General features: G+C 70.5%; 19 protein-coding genes. 12 read left to right on the forward strand and 7 right to left on the reverse strand.

From position 1 onward, the window contains the following. Nucleotides 1–5 precede the first annotated feature (5 nt). Nucleotides 6–1,568: a rhodanese-like domain-containing protein gene (locus tag GT347_RS19090; protein WP_160553712.1), complete on the reverse strand. Its 1,563-nt coding sequence runs from the start codon at nt 1,566–1,568 to the stop codon at nt 6–8. Between the two features lie 211 nt (nt 1,569–1,779). Here GT347_RS19090 and GT347_RS19095 point away from each other — a divergent pair, with 211 nt between their 5' ends. The 3 genes from GT347_RS19095 to GT347_RS19105 are packed head-to-tail and all read left to right on the forward strand — an operon-like array spanning nt 1,780 to nt 4,552. Further along, nucleotides 1,780–2,727 carry a fatty acid desaturase gene (locus tag GT347_RS19095; RefSeq protein ID WP_160553713.1) on the forward strand — a complete coding sequence of 316 codons (948 nt, stop codon included), beginning with the start codon at nt 1,780–1,782 and terminating at the stop codon, nt 2,725–2,727. A 36-nt stretch (nt 2,728–2,763) separates the two neighbouring features. After that, a complete protein-coding gene (soxC, locus tag GT347_RS19100; RefSeq protein ID WP_160553714.1) occupies nt 2,764–4,014 on the forward strand; it encodes a sulfite dehydrogenase in 1,251 nt (416 codons plus the stop codon). Then, nucleotides 4,001–4,552 carry a c-type cytochrome gene (locus GT347_RS19105; protein ID WP_160553715.1) on the forward strand — a complete coding sequence of 184 codons (552 nt, stop codon included), beginning with the start codon at nt 4,001–4,003 and terminating at the stop codon, nt 4,550–4,552. The genes soxC and GT347_RS19105 overlap by 14 nt, the downstream gene beginning before the upstream one ends. 7 nt (nt 4,553–4,559) lie before the next feature. Here the strand turns inward: GT347_RS19105 and GT347_RS19110 are convergent, their stop codons facing one another. From GT347_RS19110 to GT347_RS19120, 3 genes are all read right to left on the reverse strand, one after another. After that, nucleotides 4,560–5,405 (reverse strand): class I SAM-dependent methyltransferase, encoded by an 846-nt coding sequence (locus tag GT347_RS19110; protein WP_229722382.1) that lies wholly within the window; start codon nt 5,403–5,405, stop codon nt 4,560–4,562. 164 nt (nt 5,406–5,569) lie between these two features. Continuing rightward, nucleotides 5,570–7,207, reverse strand: coding sequence for an alpha/beta fold hydrolase (locus GT347_RS19115; protein WP_160553716.1), 1,638 nt, complete (start codon nt 7,205–7,207; stop codon nt 5,570–5,572). An 84-nt stretch (nt 7,208–7,291) separates the two neighbouring features. After that, entirely contained in the window at nt 7,292–7,987 is a 696-nt protein-coding gene (locus GT347_RS19120; protein WP_160553717.1) for a FadR/GntR family transcriptional regulator, read from the reverse strand. A gap of 102 nt (nt 7,988–8,089) precedes the next feature. Here GT347_RS19120 and GT347_RS19125 point away from each other — a divergent pair, with 102 nt between their 5' ends. The 9 genes from GT347_RS19125 (at nt 8,090) to GT347_RS19165 (ending at nt 17,014) form a co-directional block, all read left to right on the forward strand. After that, nucleotides 8,090–9,295, forward strand: a complete 1,206-nt coding sequence (locus GT347_RS19125; RefSeq protein WP_160553718.1) for a mandelate racemase/muconate lactonizing enzyme family protein — start codon at nt 8,090–8,092, stop codon at nt 9,293–9,295. A gap of 12 nt (nt 9,296–9,307) precedes the next feature. After that, nucleotides 9,308–10,267, forward strand: coding sequence for a 2-hydroxyacid dehydrogenase (locus GT347_RS19130; protein ID WP_160553719.1), 960 nt, complete (start codon nt 9,308–9,310; stop codon nt 10,265–10,267). A 30-nt stretch (nt 10,268–10,297) separates the two neighbouring features. Continuing rightward, nucleotides 10,298–11,278, forward strand: coding sequence for a Bug family tripartite tricarboxylate transporter substrate binding protein (locus tag GT347_RS19135; protein WP_160553720.1), 981 nt, complete (start codon nt 10,298–10,300; stop codon nt 11,276–11,278). A gap of 191 nt (nt 11,279–11,469) precedes the next feature. Next, nucleotides 11,470–12,312 (forward strand): STAS domain-containing protein, encoded by an 843-nt coding sequence (locus tag GT347_RS19140; RefSeq protein WP_160553721.1) that lies wholly within the window; start codon nt 11,470–11,472, stop codon nt 12,310–12,312. A 14-nt stretch (nt 12,313–12,326) separates the two neighbouring features. Next, nucleotides 12,327–12,701 (forward strand): STAS domain-containing protein, encoded by a 375-nt coding sequence (locus GT347_RS19145; protein WP_160553722.1) that lies wholly within the window; start codon nt 12,327–12,329, stop codon nt 12,699–12,701. After that, complete coding sequence (locus GT347_RS19150; RefSeq protein ID WP_160553723.1) at nt 12,691–13,095, forward strand: anti-sigma regulatory factor; 405 nt, start codon at nt 12,691–12,693, stop codon at nt 13,093–13,095. The genes GT347_RS19145 and GT347_RS19150 overlap by 11 nt, the downstream gene beginning before the upstream one ends. Continuing rightward, on the forward strand, nt 13,086–14,114 hold the full coding sequence (locus GT347_RS19155; protein WP_160553724.1) for an ATP-binding protein: 1,029 nt from the start codon (nt 13,086–13,088) through the stop codon (nt 14,112–14,114). Before GT347_RS19150 ends, GT347_RS19155 begins: the two co-directional genes overlap by 10 nt. Nucleotides 14,115–14,120: 6 nt before the next feature. Further along, nucleotides 14,121–14,996, forward strand: a complete 876-nt coding sequence (locus GT347_RS19160; RefSeq protein WP_160553725.1) for an ATP-binding protein — start codon at nt 14,121–14,123, stop codon at nt 14,994–14,996. An 8-nt stretch (nt 14,997–15,004) separates the two neighbouring features. Beyond that, nucleotides 15,005–17,014: a response regulator gene (locus GT347_RS19165; RefSeq protein WP_229722383.1), complete on the forward strand. Its 2,010-nt coding sequence runs from the start codon at nt 15,005–15,007 to the stop codon at nt 17,012–17,014. A 12-nt stretch (nt 17,015–17,026) separates the two neighbouring features. Here the strand turns inward: GT347_RS19165 and GT347_RS19170 are convergent, their stop codons facing one another. From GT347_RS19170 to GT347_RS19180, 3 genes are read right to left on the reverse strand one after another with little or no spacing between them, the layout of a single operon-like run. Continuing rightward, nucleotides 17,027–18,583 (reverse strand): ATP-binding response regulator, encoded by a 1,557-nt coding sequence (locus tag GT347_RS19170; RefSeq protein WP_160553726.1) that lies wholly within the window; start codon nt 18,581–18,583, stop codon nt 17,027–17,029. A gap of 5 nt (nt 18,584–18,588) precedes the next feature. Beyond that, on the reverse strand, nt 18,589–19,053 hold the full coding sequence (locus GT347_RS19175) for a response regulator (protein WP_160553727.1): 465 nt from the start codon (nt 19,051–19,053) through the stop codon (nt 18,589–18,591). Then, the gene (locus GT347_RS19180) at nt 19,050–21,257 is read right to left on the reverse strand and encodes an ATP-binding protein (protein WP_160553728.1); all 2,208 of its coding nucleotides are present in this window, start codon (nt 21,255–21,257) and stop codon (nt 19,050–19,052) included. The genes GT347_RS19175 and GT347_RS19180 overlap by 4 nt, the downstream gene beginning before the upstream one ends. Nucleotides 21,258–21,336 lie beyond the last annotated feature (79 nt).

Here is a 21,336-nt window from a genome sequence, read left to right on the forward strand (position 1 = left end):
GTGGGTCAGGCAAAGAAACGAAAGCGCACGGCCGGGTCCTGCAGGATGCGGGCCGCCACGCCGCGCTCCCAGCGCAGGTAGTCGCGCCAGGCGGCATCGCGGCCCGGGCCGGCGATACGCATGACCGAGCCGTAGTCGTCGTCGAAGGGGGTGAGCAGCTGCGCGGGCTGCCAGCTGGTTTCGAGGGCGTGGCCGGCTTGCTTCCATGCGGTGGTGCCGCCCTGCAGCCAGGCCACGGACGCGGCCGGCGCGCGGGCCTGGGCATCGCGCGCGGCCAGTCGGGCGGCGCGGCCGTCGCTGGAGGTGAAGACCACGGTGGCCGGGCTGCTCAACAGCCGGTCGGCGGGCTGGAGCGAGCTGGGCAGCAGGAAGAAGGCGCCGGGCAGATGGCCCTGCTCGTATTCGGCGCTGGGGGCTATGTCGACCAGCGTGGCGCGGCCGGCCTCGATCAGGCGGGTGAGCGCGGGGATGTCCAGCGCCCGGCGGTCCGATGGGTTTGAGGGCGCCGATGCCGACGCTTCGGGCGGCGTGCCGTCCAGCACCAAGGGCTCGGCCTGGTTGAACTGCGCCAGCCAGAAGGCGGTGATGGCGGCGCGCAGGCCGTGCGGTTCGTCGATCAGCACCACCCGGGCGCCGCGGGTGCCGACGAGGTTCTCGAAATGCATCAGCAGCTGGCCGGCCGCCACCCGGCGGGCGCCGGCGGCCACCGGGCCGTCCAGCCGCAGGTCGAAGAGATAGGTGCTGCGGGCGGGGTCGGCCTGGAAGCGTTCCAGTGCAGCGCCGTCCACCCGCGCCAGGCCGTATTTCTGCACCAGTGCATCGGCGCGCTGGCGCAGGGCGGCGGGTGTGTCCTGCGGGATGTCGTCGGTCGCCCGGGCGTTCTGCACCACCGGCGATCCGCGCAGGCCCCAGGCCATCACGCCGTCCTCGACGAAGGCGACCGAGGGCGCGCCCAGCAGGCGCAGCGTGGTCGCGCCGATGATGCCGCGGGTGCGGCTGAAGCAGTTGACGGCCCAGAGCCGGTCCGGCTCTGCAGCGGCCAGGCGGCGCAGCGCGGCTTCGGTGCCGGGATAGTTGCGTGCGCCCGCGATGCTGAGAAAGGCGTATTCGCTGCCGGGGCGTATGTCGATGAGGGTGGTGGGCCGGCCCTCGCGCAGCCGGGCTTCCAGGCCGTCCGGCGACAGGGTCGGCGTGCGGTAGTGCTGGCGTGCCAGGTCGCCGAAGGACTTGATGAGGGCGCCATAGCCGTCGATGGTGGCCCGGCCCTGCGCCACCCAGGCGGCGAGGCCGCCCCGCAGCCGGCGCACATCGGTCCAGCCCAGGCGCAGCAGCAGGGCCTGGGCCCGCGCGGCGGCGCCGCCCTCGCGGTCGTCCTCGTCGTAGAGCACGACCGGCGTGTCGCGGCGCGGCACGAAGTCGGGCAGCTGCAGCTCCAGGCCGCTCAGCGCCGCATGGCGGGCCAGCGCCAGGTGCGGTCCCAGGGCCTGGCGGGCCTCGCGCACGTCGAGCAGCGCCAGTTCCTGCGGGTCTTGCAGCAGGGCCTGCAATGCGTCGGGCGAGAGGGGCATGGTGGGTCCTGGAAACACGGCGGCTGCGGTGAACAGCCGGCCAATCTAGGCGCCGCCCGTGTGGCGGCGAAGGATGTTTTGGTCATATCCGCATGCGGATTGATCGCAAGGTGGAAGGGAGTCGGGCGCCTAGCATGGGCTCGTCTCCTTCGAGTTGGGTGGCCGGTCTCCTTCGGGAGCCGGCTCTTTTTTTCTAAGAGACACCCACGCCATGCATCCAGCCCTCTCCCACGCCGCATCGCCCCTGCCCCGGTCGCGCTCCGCATCCGCCGCCTGGTGGCGCCGCTGCGAGGCGCCCACGGTGGCGCTGTGCCTGGTGCTCTATCCGGCCTGGGGCGCCCTGGTCTGGTGGCATTCGCTGCTGCCGGCCTGGCTGCTGGCGGTCTGCGGCGGCTACCTGGCGCATCTGCACTTCTCGCTGCAGCACGAGAGCATCCATGCCATGCGCGGCCTGCCGCGCTGGCTGCGGCTGGCGCTGGTGTGGCCACCGCTCAACCTGTGGCTGCCCTATCCGCTCTATCACAGCGGTCACAGCCAGCACCATGTGAACTTCCACCTCACCCATCCTCAAAAGGACAGCGAAAGCGCCTACCACTCGGCCGAGGCCTGGCAGGCCTATGGGCGGGCGCGGCGCCTGCTCTTCGTGGCCAACCAGACCCTGGCCTTCCGGCTGCTGCCCGGTCCCTTGCTGCGCCTGTACCGGTTGGGCTTCGACGAGGCGCGGCGCATCGCGCGGCGAGATTTCTCGCATGTGCCGGCCTGGCTGGGCCATGCGGCCAGCGTGGCGCCGCTGCTGTATTTCGTGGTGGGCGTCTGCGGCATGGCCTTCTGGCAGTACCTGCTGTGCTTCGTCTATCCCTCGATGATGCTGGGCGCCCTGCGCAGCTTCACCGAACACCGCTGGAGCGAGTCGCCGCATGCGCGGGTGGCCATCGTGGAATCCAACGCGGTGATGGGCCTGGTCTTTCTCTTCAACAACCTGCACCACGTGCACCACCGGGCGCCCACCATGCCCTGGTACGAGATCCCCGCTTATTTCCGCCGCCACCGGGCGGAGGTGCTGGCGGCCAACGGGAATTTCTACTGGCGCGGCTATTGGCCCATCGCCCGCCGGCATCTCTTGCGGCCGGTGTTCCTGCCGGTGCATCCGGTGTGGTGAGCCCGGTTTCCTGACTCTGCGTCCTGCCCATCCTCCATGTCCGATCCTGTATCTCCTGCCGCCGCCGCATCGCGCCGGCGTTTCCTGCGCAGCGGTGCCGGCAGCGCCGCGGTGCTGGCCTCGGCCGCCTCGGCCCAGGTGGCGCCGCTGGAGGTCGCGCCCTGGTCGCGCGAGCCCGGCGAGCCGGTGGGCTGGCATCCCTACGGCCAGCCCTCGCCCTTCGAAAAAGAGGTGATGCGCCGCAGCCGCCGCAGCGTGCCGCTGCCCGGCGCCAACTCCTCGATGACACCGCTGCATGCGCTCTTCGGCGCCATCACGCCGACCGGCCTGGTGTTCGAGCGCCACCATGCCGGCATTCCGCAGATCGACCCGGCCCGGCACCGGCTGGCGGTGCATGGCCTGGTGCAGCGGCCGCTGCTGTTCTCGATGGACGATCTGCTCCGTTTCCCCTCGGTCAGCCGGGTGCATTTCCTCGAATGCTCGGGCAATACCGGCAGCGAATGGCGCGGGCCGGGCACGCAGTCGGTGCAGATAAGCCATGGCCTCTTGTCCTGCTGCGAATGGACCGGCGTGCCCTTGTCGGTGGTGCTGCAGGAAGTTGGCCTGAAACCGGGCGCGGCCTGGGTGCTGGCCGAGGGCGCCGACGCCGCCGGCATGAGCCGCAGCGTGCCCCTGGCCAAGGCGCTGGACGACGCCCTGCTGGTCTATGCCCAGAACGGCGAACGCCTGCGGCCGGAGAACGGCTATCCGCTGCGCCTCTTCCTGCCCGGCTACGAGGGCAATATGAGCGTGAAATGGCTGCGCCGGCTGAAGGTGGGCGATGCGCCCTTCATGTCGCGCGAGGAGACCTCCAAGTACACCGACCTGCTGCCCGACGGCAGCGCGCGCCAGTTCAGCTTCGGCATGGATGCCAAGTCGGTCATCACCTTTCCGGCGCCGGAACACCTGCTGCGGGGCGCGGGCTTCTACGAGATCTCGGGCCTGGCCTGGACCGGCAAGGGCCGTGTGCGGCGGGTGGAGGTCTCCACCGACAGCGGCGCGAGCTGGCGCGATGCCGTCTTGCAGGAGCCGGTGCTGGACCGGGCGCTCACCCGTTTCCGCCTGCCCTGGCACTGGGACGGCGGGCCGGCCGTGCTGCAGAGCCGCGTCTGGGACGAGACCGGCTACCGCCAGCCGACGCCGCAGGAGCTGATCGCCGTGCGCGGGCTGGAGTCGGGCTACCACTACAACGCGATCCAGAGCTGGGGTGTGACGCCCGACGGGAAGGTGCGTAATGTCCGCGTCTAGGCTGTTTTGGCTGCCGGCGCTGGCCGGACTGTGTGCGCTGGCCAGCGCCCAGGCGCAGACCTATGGGCTGGGCCAGGCCTTGACCGCCCAGGCCATCGCGCCCTGGGACATCGATGTGGCCGCCGACGGCGCCGGCCTGCCGCGAGGCCGCGGCAGCGTGGCTGCCGGCAAGCTCGTCTACGACGCCCAGTGCGCCGCCTGCCACGGCGCCAAGGGGGAGGGCGGCATCGCCGACCGGCTGGCCGGCGGCAAGGGCAGCCTGGCCACAACCAAGCCGGTCCGCACGGTCGGCAGCTACTGGCCCTACGCCACCACGCTCTACGACTTCATCAACCGCGCCATGCCCTACACGGCGCCCAAGACCCTCAAGCCGGAGGAGGTCTATGCGGTGACCGCCTATGTGCTGCACCTCAACGACATCGTGGCGGCCGATGCGGTGCTGGATGCCAAGGGCCTGGCGGCGGTGCGCATGCCCAACCGCGACGGCTTCGTGGCCGATGCCAGGCCCGACACCGGGCCGACCGCCCGCCGGCCCTGAGCCGCGCTCAGCGCGCCGGCTTGACGAACCGCAGCGTCATGCGGTCCGACTCGCCGATGGCCAAATACTTCGCCCGGTCCACCTCGCCGCCGCGCAGCGTGGGCGGCAGCGACCACACGCCCCGGGCATGGTCGTGGGTGTCGCGCGGATTGGCGTTGATCTCGCTGATCGCCGCCAGCCGGAAGCCCGCCGCGCGGGCGCGGTCGACCACGAAATCCTGCGGCACGTAGCCGCTGGCGATCACCTGCGACAGGCTGGTGCCGGGCAGGGCGCGGTGCTCCTCCACGCCCAGCACGCCGCCGGGCTTGAGCACCGCGAAGAAGGCGCGCAGGGTCTCGTCGAAATGGCCGTCGGAGATCCAGTTGTGGATGTTGCGGAAGGTCAGCACCGCATCGGCGCCGCCGGGCGGGTGGATGTCGGTGAAGCGCTCCACCGGCAGGGTGCCGAGCACCACCCGGCCGTAGGTGGCCGGGTCGGCGACGAGCTTGTCGGCGAAGGCCTTGCGGGCGCGTTGCTGGCCGGGCGAGCCCTCGGCCGGCTCGTGCGCTGCATAGAGCCTTCCCTTGGGCGAGAGGTAGGCCGCCAGGATCTCGGTGTACCAGCCGCCGCCCGGCGCGATCTCGATGACCTGCGCATCGGGCCGCAGGCCGAAGAAGGCCAGGGTTTCGTAAGGGTGGCGCGCCCCGTCCCGGGCGCGGTTGGCGGCGCTGCGCTGCGGGCCGTCCACGGCGGCGCGGAGTTTGTCTTCGGGCGTAGGCGCGGCGAAGGCTGTTGCGCCCAGTGCCAGGGGCGACAGCGCCAGGGCGCTGAGCAGGCGGCGGCGCGTGCCGTGGGAGGGGGTGCGTGGGTTCATGCATGGCAGCATGCCCCAAGCCCGTGGGGCGTGCACGGCCAGGCCTTTGGATGGACTTTCGCAGATGGCCGGCTTCGACAAATATCGGCTTTTATCCGTGTCTGGATAAATTATCGGATCACGGATAAAAGCAGTTATTTGCCACGCCCGGCCGCCGCGCCGCCTCAGCGCCGTGGCGCGGAAGAAGGCTCCCACGAATCCGGCGTGCTGCCCACCAGCGACTTCAGGTCCGTCCACGGCCGGGCGCCGGGCACCTCCTTGCCGCCGACGATGGCCACCTTGGCGAAGGCCACCATGCGTTCGCGCAGGTATTGCTTGTCGCTCTCCGGCCAGGTCTCGATGGAGTGCGGGCCGCGCGCCACCACGATCTCGCGTGCGCCGGGAATCCGGTCGTAGGCGGCGATGGTGCCTTCGAGTGTCTCGGCGCGGTCCCACAGGCCCTTGCCGAAGAAGGCGGCGGGCCAGCGCTGCATGCCGGCCAGGGGCGTGGAGTTGGGATAGAAGAGGATGTGGTGGTCCGCCGCCATGCCGCCCAGGAACAGGTTGCGGTCGGCCAGGTCGGGCGAGCCGGGCAGGTAGCCGGCGCCGCTGGCGAAGGACGACAGCAGGATGGCGCCCTTGATGTTCTGCAGCCCCCTGGCCGGCTCGCACACCGGCTGCGGCATGTCGTAGCTGCAGGCGCGGTCGAAGTTGCGGCTCATGGCCCAGGCGGTGGACATGGAGCCGCGCGAGTAGCCCGCCAGCAGCAGCGGAATCTGGCGCGAGGTCTGCCCGCCCAGCAGCTGGCCGGCCGCGGCGGCGCCTTCGAGCACCCGGCCGTCGGGCAGGCGCAGGCGCATGCCCTGGCCGCTGTCGAGCTGGGCCAGCACGCGGAACACGTCCTCGCCCTGCTCCAGGGTGTTGGTGTCGCTGAAGCCGCCGGAGATGCCTTCGCCGCGCCGGTCGTAGGCCAGCACGTCGAAGCCGGCGGCGTTGAGCGCCTGGAGGTTCTCGCGGTACCAGCGCTGGCCCATGGTCTCGGTGGTGGTGTTGGGGAAACGGATGTCCACCGTCCTGCCGGTGGTCGGGTCGATGCGGTAGGCCTTCTCGTCGGGATGCTGGATGGCGGTGAGCTGGCCGCCGCCGCCGGGCGCGAACAGCACCAGGGCCCGCATGCGGCCGCCGTGGCCGTCGTCCACGCCGCTGCCGGCGATGTACCAGCCGCGCAGCTTGATCGGGTCGGCCATCTTCAGGTCGATGCGTTCGAAGGTGTCGCGCGGCACGGTGAATTCGACGACCGAGGTGCGCGCCTCGGCGGCGGCGATGGACTCGGCATAGGGCGGCTTGGCGAAGAAGCCCGGGCGGCGGATCTGGCCCAGGTCCACGCTGCCTTCGGAATCGATCCGGCCGACCGGATCGACCGTGCCGGTGGTGCGTGTGGAGCGCGCCTTGTTGGGCGGCAGCCAGCGCTGCATCTGGGCATCGACCCGGGCGAAGCAGGCGGCATCGGCCTTGCAGGCGCTCCAGCGTTCCTTGAGTTTGGCGTCGGTGAATTCCGCCACGTGGTAGTCACCCTGGTAGCCGGCGGGCGCGGTGCTGGCATTGACGCCCAGCGGCACGCAGACGCTGCCGCCGCCCTGACGGGGCAGCAGGTAGCCGGACATCTCCTGGTTGCGGTCGGTGCCGACCCAGGCGCGGCAGTCGGGGGCGGGCGGTGTGGCGCGGGCGATGGGTGCCGGACTGCCCGCCGGCGCGGCGCAGCCGGCGAGCGAGAGGGCGGCGGCGGGCACCAGGGCGGCCAGGCCTTGCGATGCTGGTTTCATGTCGTCTCCTGTTGTTCTGGCCGGCAGTATTGCGGCGCCAGCTGTCAGGCCGCTGTCACGGGTCTCCCGGAAAACCCTGGCGGCTTACAACCCGAACAGCCGGTCGATGCCCGCCTGCAGATGTGCCTGCGCAGCCGCGCGCGCCCCGGCCGCGTCCTGCCGTTCGATGGCTTCTTCCACCGCCAGGTGCTCGCGCCGCACATCGGCCAGCCGCTCGCCCTGCGGCCGCCCGGACAGCCCGCGCGCCAGGCCGATCGAGAAGCGCGTTTGCGGCGCCAGCGCGGCCATGGTCATCGCGAAGAAGCGGTTGCCGCAGGCCTCGGAGATGGCGTGGTGGAAGGCGATGTCTTCCTCCACCGCATCCTGGCCGGCCGCCAGCGCGGCCTCGTAGCGTTCGCGGCAGCGGCGGATCTCCTGCAGGTCGGCCGGGCGGCGCACCAGCGCGGCACGGGCGGCGGCCTCGCCCTCCATGCAGCAGCGGAAGTCGAGGAAGGCGCGGATGTCCGGCACGTTCTTCAGCGTGCTCAGCGACAGCGGCTGGGCCTGCGGCATCACGTCGGTGACATAGCTGCCCGAACCCTTGCGCACCGAGACCCGGCCTTCCTCGCGCAGCCGGGCCAGGGCCTGCCGCAGCACCGGGCGGGAGACACCGAGCCGCTGCGACAGGGCCGTCTCGCCCGGCAGCCGTGCCCGGGATTCGAAGCCGGGCGTGCCGAGCAGCTTCAGCAACTCTTCGTAGACCTTGTCGCCCAGCAGGCCGGGGGAGGGGATGGGTTTCATGACAGCTATTGACAGGGAAAACCTGTTGGTGAGGGTGGCGAGGGAAAGCCAAACTCTCCAAACACCGCCAGTTCCGGGCGAAGTTATAAAAAGCTGTCAAAGATGTCAATCATCCAATCCCTGCGTACCTGGCGCCTGCCAGACCGCCCCAGCCTGATCTGGCTGGAGATCGAAACCAGCGACGGCCTCACCGGCCTGGGCGAGACCTTCCGCGGCGGCCTGACGGTGGAGACCTGCCTGCACGAGGAGCTGGCGCCCTGGCTGATCGGACGCGACGCGCGCCACATCGAGGGCATCTCGCGCCACCTGCTCACGCCCTATGTGGGCTACAACAGCTCGGGCGCCGAGGTGCGTTCGGCCAGCGCGGTGGACATCGCCCTGTGGGACCTGGCCGGCCAGCGCCAGGGTGTGCCCATCTACGAAGCCATGGGCGGCGCGGCGCGCACCGGCGTGCCGGTCTACAACACCTGCGCCGGCTATTCCTACAACACCACCGGGCAGCGCCGCGACATCGGCGCGGCCGACCAGGCCGCCGGCCCCTACGACGACCAGGTCGCCTTCATGCGCGATGCCGGCACGCTGGCGCAGAGCCTGCTGTCCGAGGGCTACAAGGCCATGAAGATCTGGCCCTTCGACATCTACGTGCCGGCCAGCAACGGCCAGTTGATCACCCTGACCGACCTGGACAAAGGCCTGGAGCCTTTTCGCAAGATCCGCGAGGCGGTGGGCAACCGGATCGAGGTGATGTGCGAGCTGCACAGCCTCTTCGGCACCCATTCGGCCCAGCGCATCTGCCAGGCGCTGGAGGACTACGACGTGTTCTGGGTGGAGGATCCGCTGTGCAAGATGGACGACGCCGCCGGCCTGGCCGACCTGCGCCGCCGCACCCGGGTGCCCATCTGTGGCAGCGAGACGCTGGGCGGCCTGCGCCCTTTTCGCGACCTGCTGGCGGCAGACGCGCTGGACGTGGTCATGCTCGACCTGGCCTGGTGCGGCGGCTTCACCGAGGGCCGCAAGATCGCCGCCCTGGCCCAGGCGTACAACAAGCCGCTGGCGCCGCACGACTGCACCGGTCCGATCACGCTGATGGCCGGCCTGCACATGGCCCTGCATGCGCCCACGGCGATCTACCAGGAGGTGGTGCGGGCCACGCTGGCGACCTGGTACCGGGACATCGTCACCGGCCTGCCGGTGATCGTGGACGGCATGGCCCAGCCGCCGGTGGGCGCGGGGCTGGGCAGCCGCTTGAAGGACAGCTTCAAGCAGTCGCCCGAGGTGATCACCCGCCTGAGCGGCAAGGGGCGCTGAATGGAGGCCGCCATGAAGATCCAGATCGTCGGCCTGCATGCGCCCCATGCGCCGCGCCTGCGCAAGCTGCTGGGCGAGGGTTACGAGGTGGAGGCACTCGATGCCTTCCCCGCGGAGGGCGCCATCGAGGCCGATGCCGTCATCGCCAACGCCATCACCGCCGAACAGGCCGCCCGCCTGCGCTGCCGCCTGGTGCAGGTGCCCGGCGCCGGCTGCGAGCAGGTGGCGATGCAGGCCCTGCCGGCTGGCACCACGGTCTGCAATGTGCATGGCCACGAGGTGCCGATCGCCGAGTTCACGCTGCACGCCATCCTGGAGCACTGGCTGCAGCCCTGGCTCTACCCCGCACGGCTGGACGCGCCCGCCTGGGCCGAGTCCTATGCCAAACGCCCGCAGCACGACGAGGCCTGCGGCAAGACACTCGCCATCGTGGGTTTTGGCCATATCGGGCAGGAGATCGCACGCCGGGCGCGGGCCTTCGGCATGCATGTGATCGCCGTCACCCGCAGCGGCAAGCCGGCGGCTGCCGAGCTGGTGCATGAGACCGTCCCGGTATCGGCCCTGCACGATGTGCTGCCCCGGGCGCATTCCCTGGTGCTGTGTTGCCCGCTGGACGACAGCACCCGCGGCCTGATCGGCGCGGCCGAACTGCGCCTGCTGCCGCCGGGCGCGCTGCTGGTGAACGTGGCGCGCGCCGAGGTGGTGGACGAAGAGGCGCTCTACCTCGCCCTGAAGGAGCACCGCCTGGGCCGCGCCGCGCTGGACGTCTGGTACCGGTACCCGAAGAAGGGCCAGCCGCCGGTCGACCCCTCGCGCTTCCCATTGCACGAACTGCCCAATGTGCGCGCCACGCCGCACATCTCGGCCATCACACCCGCGCTGCTGGAGCGGCGCTACAGCTTCATGGCCGCCAACATCGCGCGGCTGCACAACGGGCAGGCGCTGCAGAACCTGGTCCACCGCGCGGCCTAGCCAGACACCCGCATTCCAAGGAGACAAGACATGAAAAATATCTTCACCCGCCGCGCCCTGCTGGCCGCCGCCGCGCTGGCCGCCGTGCTGCCGGCCCATGCCCAGGAGCCCGCCGCCGCCTATCCCAGCCATGTGGTGCGCATCATCGTGCCCAACCCGGCCGGCGGCACCTCCGACGTGCTGGCGCGCCTGCTCGCCAAGGAGCTGGGCGAGAGCTTCAAGCAGTCCTTCATCGTCGAGAACAAGGCCGGCGGCAACGGCCACATCGGCGCCTCCTTCGTGGCCAAGTCGCCGCCGGACGGCTACAACCTGCTGCTGCTCGACATGAGCAACCTCACCATCGGCCCGGCCGTCATGCCGGCGCTCAACTACAGCCCGCTGAAGGACCTGGCGCCGATCGCGATTCCCGCCTTCTCGCCGCACCTGCTGGTGGTGCGCAACGACCTGCCGGTGAAGAACATCGACGAACTCGCCGCCTATGCCAAAAAGAGCGGCAAGCCGCCGAGCTTCGGCACGCCGCTGGCCTCGATCAGCCAACTCGCAGGCATCCTGCTGGCGCAGGACCGGGGCTTCGAATTCAACGTGATCGGCTACAAGGGCGGCGCCCAGGCCCTGGCCGACCTGGCCGGCAGCCAGATCGACACCGCCATGGCCAGCGTGGTGGCGACCAACGCCCTGGTGCAGGGCGGCAAGATGCGGGCCATCGCGGTGACCAGCGCCAAGCCCTTCGCCTCGGTGCCGGGCGTGCCGACGGTGGCATCGCAGATCCCGGATTTCGTCACCGGCTCCTGGCAGGGCCTGCTGGCGCCGGCCGGCACGCCGCCGGCGGTGCTCGACAAGCTGCAGGCCGCGGTGCAGCGCATCGTCGCCAAGCCCGAGGTGGCCAAACGCCTGGCGGAACTGGGCTCGGAGCCCTCCGACATGGACCGCCAGCAGATCGCCGCCTGGATGCAGGCCGAGACGGCCCGCTGGGGCAAGGTCGTGAAGGACCACAACATCAAGGCCGAGTAGCGGGCAGCCAGCGTTTTTTGGGGGGAGCGCTGTCGGACGGCGCCTCGATATCCTGGAAGCGCCATCGTTTTTGGGCCCGTCGGCATCGCGCTTGCGCGGCCGCCACCTAGAATCCCCCGCGCGCCATCCCCCGGCGCCGCCCATCTTTCGGGCGGCCGGCAATCCGGATGGGCGAAACGACGGGAACTCCGATGAAAAGCGAAAACCAGGCCATCCACGCCCTGCTCACTTCCGACGAAGACAAGATTCTCGACGGCTGGCTCACCGAAGCCGCCGCCGGCGACCCCGGCGCACGCCGCGGCATGCAGGCCGACGCGGCCGAACTGCTGCGCCAGCTGCGCACGGCCATCGGCGCGGACGCCGACCTGGCCCATCCCGAATCGCCCGCCTGGAACGGCGTGCGCCAGAACCTGGAAGAACTCTCGCGTTCGCGCGCGGCCCGCGGCCAGTCCGCTGGCGAAACCAGCGCCTTCGTGCTGGCGCTGAAGAAACCCCTGTTCGAACTGCTGCAGGCTCGCCACGGCGACACGGCCCTGGGCGGCCTGCTCTGGAGCGTGACCGCGCTGGCCGACAAGCTGGCCCAGCACACCGTGGCCACCTTCCAGCATGCGCGCGAGGACATCATCCGCCGCCAGCAGGAAGAGCTGCTCGAACTCTCCACCCCGGTGATCAAGCTGTGGGATGGCGTGCTGGCCGTGCCCATGATCGGCATCCTGGACAGCAACCGCACCCAGCTGGTCATGGAGACGCTGCTGCAGAAGATCGTCGAGACCGAATCGGGCCTGGCCATCATCGACATCACCGGCGTGCCCACGGTGGACACCCTGGTCGCCCAGCACCTGCTGAAAACCGTCACCGCCATCCGCCTGATGGGCGCGGACTGCATCATCAGCGGCATCCGTCCGCAGATCGCGCAGACCATCGTGCACCTGGGCATCGACCTGCAGGGCATCAACACCAAGGCGAGCCTGGCAGATGCACTGCAGCTGGCGCTGCAGAAGACCGGCTGGCGCATCACGCGCACGCCGGCCTGAGGAGGCGCGAGCACATGGACCGCATCCCCATCCTCCGCATGGGCGAAACCCTGCTGGTGACGATCCAGATCGACATGCAGGACCAGACCGCCATCGCGCTGCAGGACGACCTGGCCAACAAGATCGCCGCCACCGGCGCCTCCGGCGTGATGATCGACATCTCGGCGCTGGAGATCGTCGATTCCTTCGTCGGCCGCATGCTCTCCAGCATCTCGGGCATCGCCCGCATCCTCTCGGCCACCACGGTGGTGGTGGGCATGCAGCCGGCGGTGGCCATCACCCTGGTGGAACTCGGCCTCTCGCTCGAAGGCGTGAAGACCGCGCTGAACGTGGAGCGCGGCATGGAACTGCTGCGCCGCACACGCGAGGAGCAGGCGCTTGGCCGTTGATCCCAGCGGCAGCATGCCGGTCGCCTCCGAGCAGCATATCGTCGCCAGCCGCCAGATGGTGCGTGCGCTTTGCCAGGAGCTGAAGTTCTCCCTGGTCGACCAGACCAAGGTGATCACCGCCGCCAGCGAGCTCTCGCGCAACACCCTGATCCATGGCGGCGGCGGCCGCATGCGCTGGGAGATCGTCGAGGCCCATGGCCGGCGCGGCCTGGTCCTGCACTTCGAGGACGAAGGCCCCGGCATCCCCGACACCAAACTCGCGCTGACCGACGGCTGGACCAGCGGCAGCGGCATGGGCCTGGGACTGCCGGGCAGCAAACGCCTGGTCAATGAGTTCGAGCTCGACACGGCGCCCGGCAAGGGCACGCGTGTGAGCATCACCAAGTGGAAGTGATTCCGGGCTGGGCCCATACCGTCTTCCCGATCGATGACGCCAGCCGTGTCGGCGAAGCCCGGCGTTTCGCCGCGCTGGCCAGCGCCGAGTTGGGCTTTTCGGAGCTCGACGCGGGGCGGCTGGCGCTGGTGGTCACCGAACTCGGCACCAACCTCCAGCGTCATGCCCGGGGCGGCCGGCTGCTGATCGCCGCCCGGCCCACGCTGGGCGACGTGGAGGTGATCGCGATCGACGACGGCCCCGGCATCGCCGACATGGCCCGCTGCATGCGGGACGGCTATTCCACCGGCAGCGGCAGCCCCGGCACCGGCCTGGGCGCGCTCAAGCGCCTGGCCAGCGATTTCGACATCCACTCCAGCCTGCCGACCGACACCACGCCCGGCGGAACGCTCTGCGTCGCGCGGGTGCGGCCCGAAGGGGCCCGGGCAGCGCCCCGCCGGGGCAGCATGCTGGTGGGCGCGGTCAATGTCTGCGCGCCGGGCGAGACGGTCAACGGCGACGGCTGGGCCGTCGCGCTGGACACCGACGACGCCGCCCTGATCGTGGCCGACGGCCTGGGCCATGGCCCGGAAGCGGCCAAGGCCTCGTCGGCCGCCACGGCGCTGTTCCGCGCCCAGCCCTTCGCCGACATGGCCGCGCAGCTGCAGGAACTGCACGTGGCGCTGCAGACCACCCGCGGCTCGGCCGTCTTCTGCATGCGCCTGGCGCCGCAGGAGGTGCGCTCCGCCGGTGCCGGCAACGTGGTCGGGCGCATCGTCTCGGGCGTGACCGACCGCAGCATCGTCACCCAGCACGGAACCGTCGGACTGCAGATACGCCGCGCCCAGGAGGCCAGCCTGCCGCTGCCGCCCTACGCGCTGGCCATCGTGCACAGCGACGGCATCGAAACCCGCTGGGACCCGGCGCGCATCCGCCCGCTGATGGACCGCGATCCCACCCTCATCGCCGCGCTGTTGCTGCGCGAACACAGCCGCGGGCGCGACGACGCCACCGTCGTCGTGCTGCGCCGGGCACACTAGGGCACCATGGCAGACCAAGCATCCTCGTCCACCGACAGCGCCAGGCTCGCGGCGCTGCGGCAGGAACTCGAACTCGCCCGCACCGAATCCGCCGAACTGCGCGCCGAGCTGGAGGAAACCAACCGCGGCGTGGTCGCGCTCTACGGCGAACTCGATGCCCAGGCCGAGCAGCTCAAGCGCGCCACCGAATTGAAGAGCCGCTTCCTGGCCTACATGAGCCACGAGTTCCGCACGCCGATCAATTCCATCCGCAGCATCGCCCGGCTGCTGCGCGAGCACACCGACGGCCCGCTCACCGCCGAGCAGGAAAAGCAGGTCGGCTTCATCCACAACTCGGCCAGCGAGTTCGGCGAGATGGTCGATGACCTGCTCGACCTGGCCAAGATCGAGGCCGGCCGGGTGGACATCTCCCCGGCCTGGTTCGACATGGTCGACCTGTTCCAGGCCCTGCGCGGCATGTTCAAGCCGATGCTCGTCAATCCCGAGGTGGTGCTGGTCTTCGAGGAGCCCGACGGGCTGCCGCGGCTCTACGCCGACAACCAGAAGCTCTCGCAGATCCTGCGCAACTTCATCTCCAACGCGCTCAAGTTCACCGCGCGCGGGGAGGTGCGGGTGTCGGCGCGGGCGGAGGACGGCGTGGTGCGCTTCTCGGTAGCCGATACCGGCATCGGCATCGCGCCGGAGTTCCACGCGGCCGTCTTCGACGACTATTCCCAGGTCAACTCGCCGGTGCAGAAACGCCTGCGCGGCACCGGCCTCGGGCTGGCGCTGAGCCGCCAGCTCGCCGGGCTGCTCGGCGGCGCGGTGAGCCTGGAGAGTGCGTTGGGCGAGGGCTCGATATTCTCCGTGACCGTGCCCCTGCATTTCCCGTCCGAAAACTGAAGAACAACGTGCCCGCCGACAGCGAATTCATCAGCACCACCATCGACCGCAGCCGCCATACCGTGCTGGTGGTGGAGGACGATCCGGCGATGCGCTACGCCAATGCCCGCACCCTGCGCGCCGGCGGCTTCCAGACTCTGGAAGTGGCCACCGGCATGGAAGCGCTGCAGGCCGCGCAGCGGCACCAGATCTCGGCCGTGGTGCTCGATGTGCACCTGCCCGACATCAACGGCTACGAGGTCTGCCGGCGCCTGCGCTCGGACAGCCACACCATGCTGCTGCCGATCATCCATCTGTCGGCCGCCTACACCCAGGACGAGGACAAGGTGCAGGGCCTGAACGCCGGCGCCGATGCCTACCTGGTGCATCCGGCCGAACCGGCGGTGCTGCTGGCCACGCTGCAGGCCCTGATCCGCGCCCGCATGGCCGAGGAGAAGGTGCGGCGCGCCGACACCCGCTTCAGCGCCGTCTACAGCCAGGCGCTGAGCGGCATCGCGCTGCTGCGCTCGGATGGCGTGGTGGACGACGCCAATCCCGCCCTGGTCGGCCTGCTCGGCCGGCCGCTGGAAGAACTCGCCGGCCGCGCGCTCGCCGACTTCGCGCCGCCCGACTGGGCCGACTTCGTGCGCGAGAAGACCGTCACCGGCTCCGAGGAAGGCCCGCCCTGGCAGGGCGAATTCCCGCTGACCCGTCCGGACGGCCGGCTGGTGCACCTCGAATGGAGCATCTCCTCGCATGTGGAGCCGGGCCTGCGGGTGGCGATCGCGCTGGACATCTCCGAGCGGGTGGAACTCGACCGGCGCCGTCAGGAGGTGCTGGAGCGCGAACAGGCCGCCCGCGCCGTGGCCGAGCGCCACAGCCGCACCAAGGACGACTTCGTGGCCGTGCTCTCGCACGAGCTGCGCACGCCGCTCAACTCGATCGCCGGCTGGGTGCACATCCTCACCCGCCGCAGCGGCACGCCCGAGCTTCAGAAGGGGCTCGACGCGATCGACCGCAACGTCAAGGCGCAGGCCCGCATCATCGCGGACATCCTCGACGTCTCGCGCATCAACAGCGGCAAGCTGCGGCTGGACCGCGAGCAGGTCGATCCGGCCGAGGTGGTGGCCACCTCGATCGAGGCGCTGCACGACGCCGTCGCCGCCCGCTCGCTGACGGTGGAGCAGCAGATGGACGCCGCCGCGCACGCCCCGGCCTGGCTGGATCCGACCCGCTTCCAGCAGATCGTCTGGAACCTGCTGACCAACGCCATCAAGTTCTCCGACGACGGCGGCCGCATCCGGGTGGCGCTGGCGCGCAGCGGCGACAGGCTGGAGCTGCAGGTGCAGGACTTCGGCCGCGGCATCGAGCCGGCCTTCCTTACGCATCTCTTCGACCGTTTCAGCCAGAGCGATTCGCCCGACAACCGGCTGCACGGCGGCCTGGGCCTGGGGCTGTCCATCGTCAAGCACCTGGCCGAGCTGCACGGCGGCGATGCGGTGGCCCACAGCCCCGGGCTGGGCCAGGGCAGCACCTTCAGCATTACGCTGGACGTGGCGCCCTCCGCGGCCGATGCGGGCGCGGAGCGGCGCAAGGCTTCGTCCGAAGGCGCGGGGCGCAGGTCGCCCGGCGATGACCGCCTGCTGCACGGCCTGCGGGTGCTGGTGGTGGAAGACAACGCCGACGCCAGCGAGATGCTGACCGTGGTGCTGGCCGATGCGGGCGCCCAGGTGGCCCTGGCGCCGCATTACGACGGCGCCATGGAACAGCTGGCGCAGCGCTGGCCCGATGTGCTGATCAGCGACATCGGCCTGCCGGGCCGCGACGGCTACGAACTCATACGCGCGGCGCGCGTCACCGAGCAGGCCCAGGCCCGCCCGCGCCTGCTGGCCATGGCCTTCACCGCCTTCTCGCGGCCGGAAGACAAGGCCCGCGCCCTGGAAGCCGGCTTCGACGCCCACCTGGGCAAGCCGCTGCAGCCGCATCTGCTGATGAAGATGATCGGCGAGCTGCGGGCCGGCGGGGCGGCCGGCACCTGACGGCGGGGCCGCTCAGGCCGCCTGCTGCAGCCGCCCACGCAGCGCCTGGCCCAGCACTTCGTGGATCACGCCCGGGTCGGCCGGCTTGACCAGGTGGGCGGCGAAGCCGGCGGCGGTGGTGTCGTTGCGGTCGCCGGCGGCGCCGTAGCCGGTCAGGGCCACGACCGGCAGGCGCGGGCTCAGCGCCCGGCCGATCTCCACGCCGCTGCCGTCGGGCAGGCCCAGGTCGGTCAGCACGATGTCGAAGGCCATGCTGTCGGCCGCGCGCAGGGCATCGGCGCAGGTCTCCACATGCACCGGCAGCCAGCCCAGGTCTTCCAGGCAGAGGCTCAGGGTTTCGGCGGCGGCGCGGTTGTCCTCCACCAGCAGCACCCGGCGGCCGGCCTGTTGCGGAATGGTCGCGGCCGGCTTGCCGGTGACGGCGGCGCCGTCGTTGGCGACCAGCGGCAGGCGCAGGATGAAGGTGGCGCCCAGGTCCGGCCCGTCGCTGTGGGCGGTGAGCGTGCCCTCGTGCTGGGCCACCAGGTGGCGCGCGATGGCCAGGCCCAGTCCCAGGCCGCCGAAACGCCGGGCCACGTCGCCGTCGGCCTGTTCGAAGGCTTCGAAGATGCGGCCCAGGGCCTCGGGCTTCATGCCCACGCCCTGGTCGCGGCAGGTGATCACCACGCAGCGCTGGTCGTCGGTGGCGCTGTCCAGGAAGACCTGCGAGCCCGCCGGGCTGAACTTGATCGCGTTGCGCACCAGGTTCGACACCACCTGCTGCAGCCGCGCGTCGTCGCCCACCACCCAGAAGGGCTCGGCGGCACGCTGGTAGACCAGCTGCACGCCCTTTTGTCGGCTCTGCTCCTGGCTGGTCTCGACCACCTGGCCCAGCACATCGCGCATGTCCACCACGTCGGGCTTGACGCTGAGCTTGCCGGTGGTGATGGCGGAGATGTCCAGCAGGTCGTCGATCAGCCGCGCCTCCAGCGCCACGTTGCGCCGGATGGTGGGCAGCAGCTCGCCGTACTTGGGCGGCACGGTGGCCACCTTCTCCAGCAGGTGCGAGGCGAAGGACATCGAGGACAGGGGCGTGCGCAGCTCGTGCGAAAGGATGGCGAGGAACCGGTCCTTGGCCCGGTTGGCCCGCTCGGCCTCTTCCTTGGCGGTGCGCAGGCGGGTCTCGGCATTGCTGCGGGCGGCGCGTTCGGCCACCTCGCGCATGGCGCGTTCCAGCACCACCGGCAGGCGCGACAGGCGGCCCTTGCTGACGTAATCGGTGGCGCCGCGCTTGAGCAGCTCCACCGCGTTGTCCTCACCGATCACGCCCGAGACGAAGATGAAGGGCACGAAGGGCGCCAGCTCGCGCGCCAGGTCCAGCGCCTCGCCGCCGGTGAAGCCGCCGAGTTCGTAGTCCGACAGGATCACGTCGAAGCCGCCCTGGCGCAGGGCCTCGCCGAAACCCTCGGCCTCGTCCACCACCCGCACGCTGGCGCGCGGATAGGCGGCGTGCAGCTCCTCGGTCAGCAGCTCGGCGTCGAAGGCCGAATCCTCCAGCAGCAATACCTTCAGGGGCAGTGGCGAGCTCATCGGGCTCATCCCTGCTCGTAGCTGCGGTTGGCGCGCGAGGAGCCCGGCGGCGGCTCGTTCAGCACCGCCCAGAAGATGCCCAGGTCGGCGATGGCCGAGACGAACTGCTTGAACTCCACCGGCTTAACCACATAGGCGTTCACGCCGAGTTCGTAGCTGCGCATCAGGTCGCTCTCCTCCTGCGAGGAGGTCAGCATCACCACCGGGATGCTGCGCAGGGTGGGATGGGCGCGCACGGCTTCCAGCACTTCCAGGCCGTTGACCTTGGGCAGCTTCAGGTCGAGCAGGATGACGGCCGGGTTGCCTTCGTCGCGCTCGGCGTAGTCGTTCTCGCGCCGCAGGTAGTCGAGCGCCTGGGCGCCGTCGCGCAGCACGATGACCTCGTTGGCGAGCTGGCTGCGTTCGAGTGCCAGCAGGGTGAGTTCGAGGTCGCGCGGGTCGTCCTCGACCAGGAGAATGGGTTTGATCATGTCCGGTTTTCCGTAGGTGTCTCGGCGGGCGTCTCGCCGCGGGGCGGCAGCACGAAGCCGAAGGTGGCGCCGGCATTCGGCGTTCCCCGGGCCCAGACGCTGCCGCCGTGCCGTTCCACGATTCTCTTCACATTGGCCAGGCCGATGCCGGTGCCTTCGAAGTCCTCGGTCTTGTGCAGGCGCTGGAAGACACCGAAGAGCTTGTTGACGTACTGCATCTGGAAGCCGACGCCGTTGTCCTCGACCTCCAGGCCCACGCCGTCCTCGCGCCGCACCGAGCGTACGGTGATCACGGCGGGCGTGCGTTTCCTGCTGTACTTGACCGCGTTGGCCAGCAGGTTGCGCACGGCCACCTGCAGCAGCACCGGGTCGGCATCGAGCCGGGGCAGGCCGGCTTCGATATGCCATTCGATGGGGCGGTCGGCTTCCTGGCGCTCGAGTTCGCGCACCAGGCCGTTGACCAGGTCCTGGGTGTTGAGCGGCCGCACCTTGAGCGCCGAGCGGCCCATGCGCGAGAAGTCGAGCAGGGCATCGACCAGCAGGCCGGCGAAGGCGGCGGCGTCCTTCACATGGCCCAGGTAGCGGTGGGCGCGCGGGCTCAGCAGCTGGCCCTCGGCCTCCATCACCAAGTCCACATAGCCGGCGATGTGGCGCATCGGCGCGCGCAGGTCGTGCGACACGGTGTACGAGAAGGCTTCGAGTTCCTTGTTGACCCGGCCCAGCTCGCCGGCCACGGCGGCCATTTCCTCGGCCCGGCGCAGCACGATGGCGATCAGGGCTTGGCGCAGTTCGCCGGCGGCACCCACCTCGGCGGGTGTCCAGGACTCGCAGCGGCCGGCGATCTCCTGCGTCCAGCTGCTGAAGGAAAGGCGCGGATGCATGCGGCCGGTGGCATCGGTGGCCGATTCCTTGCGCGGGTCGCCGGCCCAGGTGATGGTGCGCACGATCTCCGGCCGGAACCAGAAGATGACATGGCGGTGCACCCGCGAGATCGACAGCGCCAGCACGCCGGCCGCCACCTCGCGCCAGGGCGCGGCATCCGGGTAGGAGTGGGCCAGCCGGTCGCTTTCGTAGACATCCTGGCCCAGGTCCGCCACCCAGGCGGCCAGCGGCAGCAGATCGGCCTCGGGCGGGGTGTCGCCCACGGTCCAGACCTGCTCGTCCAGCACCACCGCGGCGCCGGTGGCGCGGGCGATGCGCAGCATCAGCGCCGCCTCGCCCAGCAGGCCGCGCAGGGAGGCGTCGGCGTCCGACAGCTGCGCCACCATCTCAAGGGTGAGCTTGCGCAGCTCCAGGCGCGACTGCACCTCGGCATGCGCCTCCTTGGCCTCGACCTGCATGGACAGCAGCTGGCCCAGGTGGCTGCAGGCAGCACGCACATCGGGCGGCAGATAACGCGGATCGTGATCGTGGCAGGAGGCCAGGCCCCAGAGCTTGCCGTCCACCACGATGGACACCGACATCGAGGCCAGCGTGCCCATGTTGCGCATGTATTCCAGGTGCACCGGCGAGACGCTGCGCAGGTGCGCCAGCGACAGGTCGATGCGTCCCACCTCCAGTCCGCCCTCCGCCATCAGCGGCACCGCCTGGTAGCGCGCGTCGGGGATCAGTCGGAAGCGGTTGAGCAGGTAGAGATCGCGCGCCTGCAGCGGGATGTCCGAAGCCGGGAAGTGGTGGCCCCGGTAGCTGTCGTAGCCCTCCGCCAGCGACTCGGCCAGCACCTCGCCATGACCCTCGGCATCGAAGCGGTAGATCAGGCAGCGGCCGAAGCCGGTGAGCTGGCGCAGTTCTTCGGCGGCGGCATCGAGCAGCTGGGGCACCGAGCGCGCGGATTGCAGCTGGGGCAGCAGGTCGCGCGCCAGGACATAGATCGGCGGCTCTTCCTCGCTGACCGGTTGCGCCGGCTCGAACTCGACGATGACGGCGTCGTCGCTGCGGTGCGCCCAGGCTTTCCAGGCTGCGCCCGCGATGCGCAACTCGCCGGCCGAGACGGCGCTCTGGCCGGCCGGCAGGCTGTGCAGCCGCTGCGGCTCCAGCGCCTGCGCGGCCGCGCGGGCATCGGCCGCATCGATCCAGTTGCCGCTCCAGGCCTGCAGCGCGAGCGTGCGCCCATGCAGCGCCAGCAGCCGTCCATGCGGCTGAATGGCGCCGGGGACACGGATCGGTTCACGATCACAGGCGGCGATGTCGGCGATGAGGGTCATGGCTGCTGGCAAACCGGCTGCGTTCGCGTCACGCGAGAAGCAGTCCGGTGCTCGGCTCAAAACGCCGATGATGCCAGTA

The organism is Xylophilus rhododendri, from assembly GCF_009906855.1.
GTDB lineage: Bacteria > Pseudomonadota > Gammaproteobacteria > Burkholderiales > Burkholderiaceae_C > Xylophilus > Xylophilus rhododendri.

Coding starts and splice junctions, on each gene's coding strand:
- GT347_RS19180 (WP_160553728.1), bottom strand. CDS start 21,257: ATGACCCTCATCGCCGACATCGCCGCCTGTGATCGTGAACCGATCCGT.
- soxC (WP_160553714.1), top strand. CDS start 2,764: ATGTCCGATCCTGTATCTCCTGCCGCCGCCGCATCGCGCCGGCGTTTC.
- GT347_RS19170 (WP_160553726.1), bottom strand. CDS start 18,583: ATGAGCTCGCCACTGCCCCTGAAGGTATTGCTGCTGGAGGATTCGGCC.
- GT347_RS19110 (WP_229722382.1), bottom strand. CDS start 5,405: ATGAACCCACGCACCCCCTCCCACGGCACGCGCCGCCGCCTGCTCAGC.
- GT347_RS19120 (WP_160553717.1), bottom strand. CDS start 7,987: ATGAAACCCATCCCCTCCCCCGGCCTGCTGGGCGACAAGGTCTACGAA.
- GT347_RS19135 (WP_160553720.1), top strand. CDS start 10,298: ATGAAAAATATCTTCACCCGCCGCGCCCTGCTGGCCGCCGCCGCGCTG.
- GT347_RS19140 (WP_160553721.1), top strand. CDS start 11,470: ATGAAAAGCGAAAACCAGGCCATCCACGCCCTGCTCACTTCCGACGAA.
- GT347_RS19105 (WP_160553715.1), top strand. CDS start 4,001: ATGTCCGCGTCTAGGCTGTTTTGGCTGCCGGCGCTGGCCGGACTGTGT.
- GT347_RS19130 (WP_160553719.1), top strand. CDS start 9,308: ATGAAGATCCAGATCGTCGGCCTGCATGCGCCCCATGCGCCGCGCCTG.
- GT347_RS19160 (WP_160553725.1), top strand. CDS start 14,121: ATGGCAGACCAAGCATCCTCGTCCACCGACAGCGCCAGGCTCGCGGCG.
- GT347_RS19175 (WP_160553727.1), bottom strand. CDS start 19,053: ATGATCAAACCCATTCTCCTGGTCGAGGACGACCCGCGCGACCTCGAA.
- GT347_RS19095 (WP_160553713.1), top strand. CDS start 1,780: ATGCATCCAGCCCTCTCCCACGCCGCATCGCCCCTGCCCCGGTCGCGC.
- GT347_RS19090 (WP_160553712.1), bottom strand. CDS start 1,568: ATGCCCCTCTCGCCCGACGCATTGCAGGCCCTGCTGCAAGACCCGCAG.
- GT347_RS19145 (WP_160553722.1), top strand. CDS start 12,327: ATGGACCGCATCCCCATCCTCCGCATGGGCGAAACCCTGCTGGTGACG.
- GT347_RS19125 (WP_160553718.1), top strand. CDS start 8,090: ATGTCAATCATCCAATCCCTGCGTACCTGGCGCCTGCCAGACCGCCCC.
- GT347_RS19115 (WP_160553716.1), bottom strand. CDS start 7,207: ATGAAACCAGCATCGCAAGGCCTGGCCGCCCTGGTGCCCGCCGCCGCC.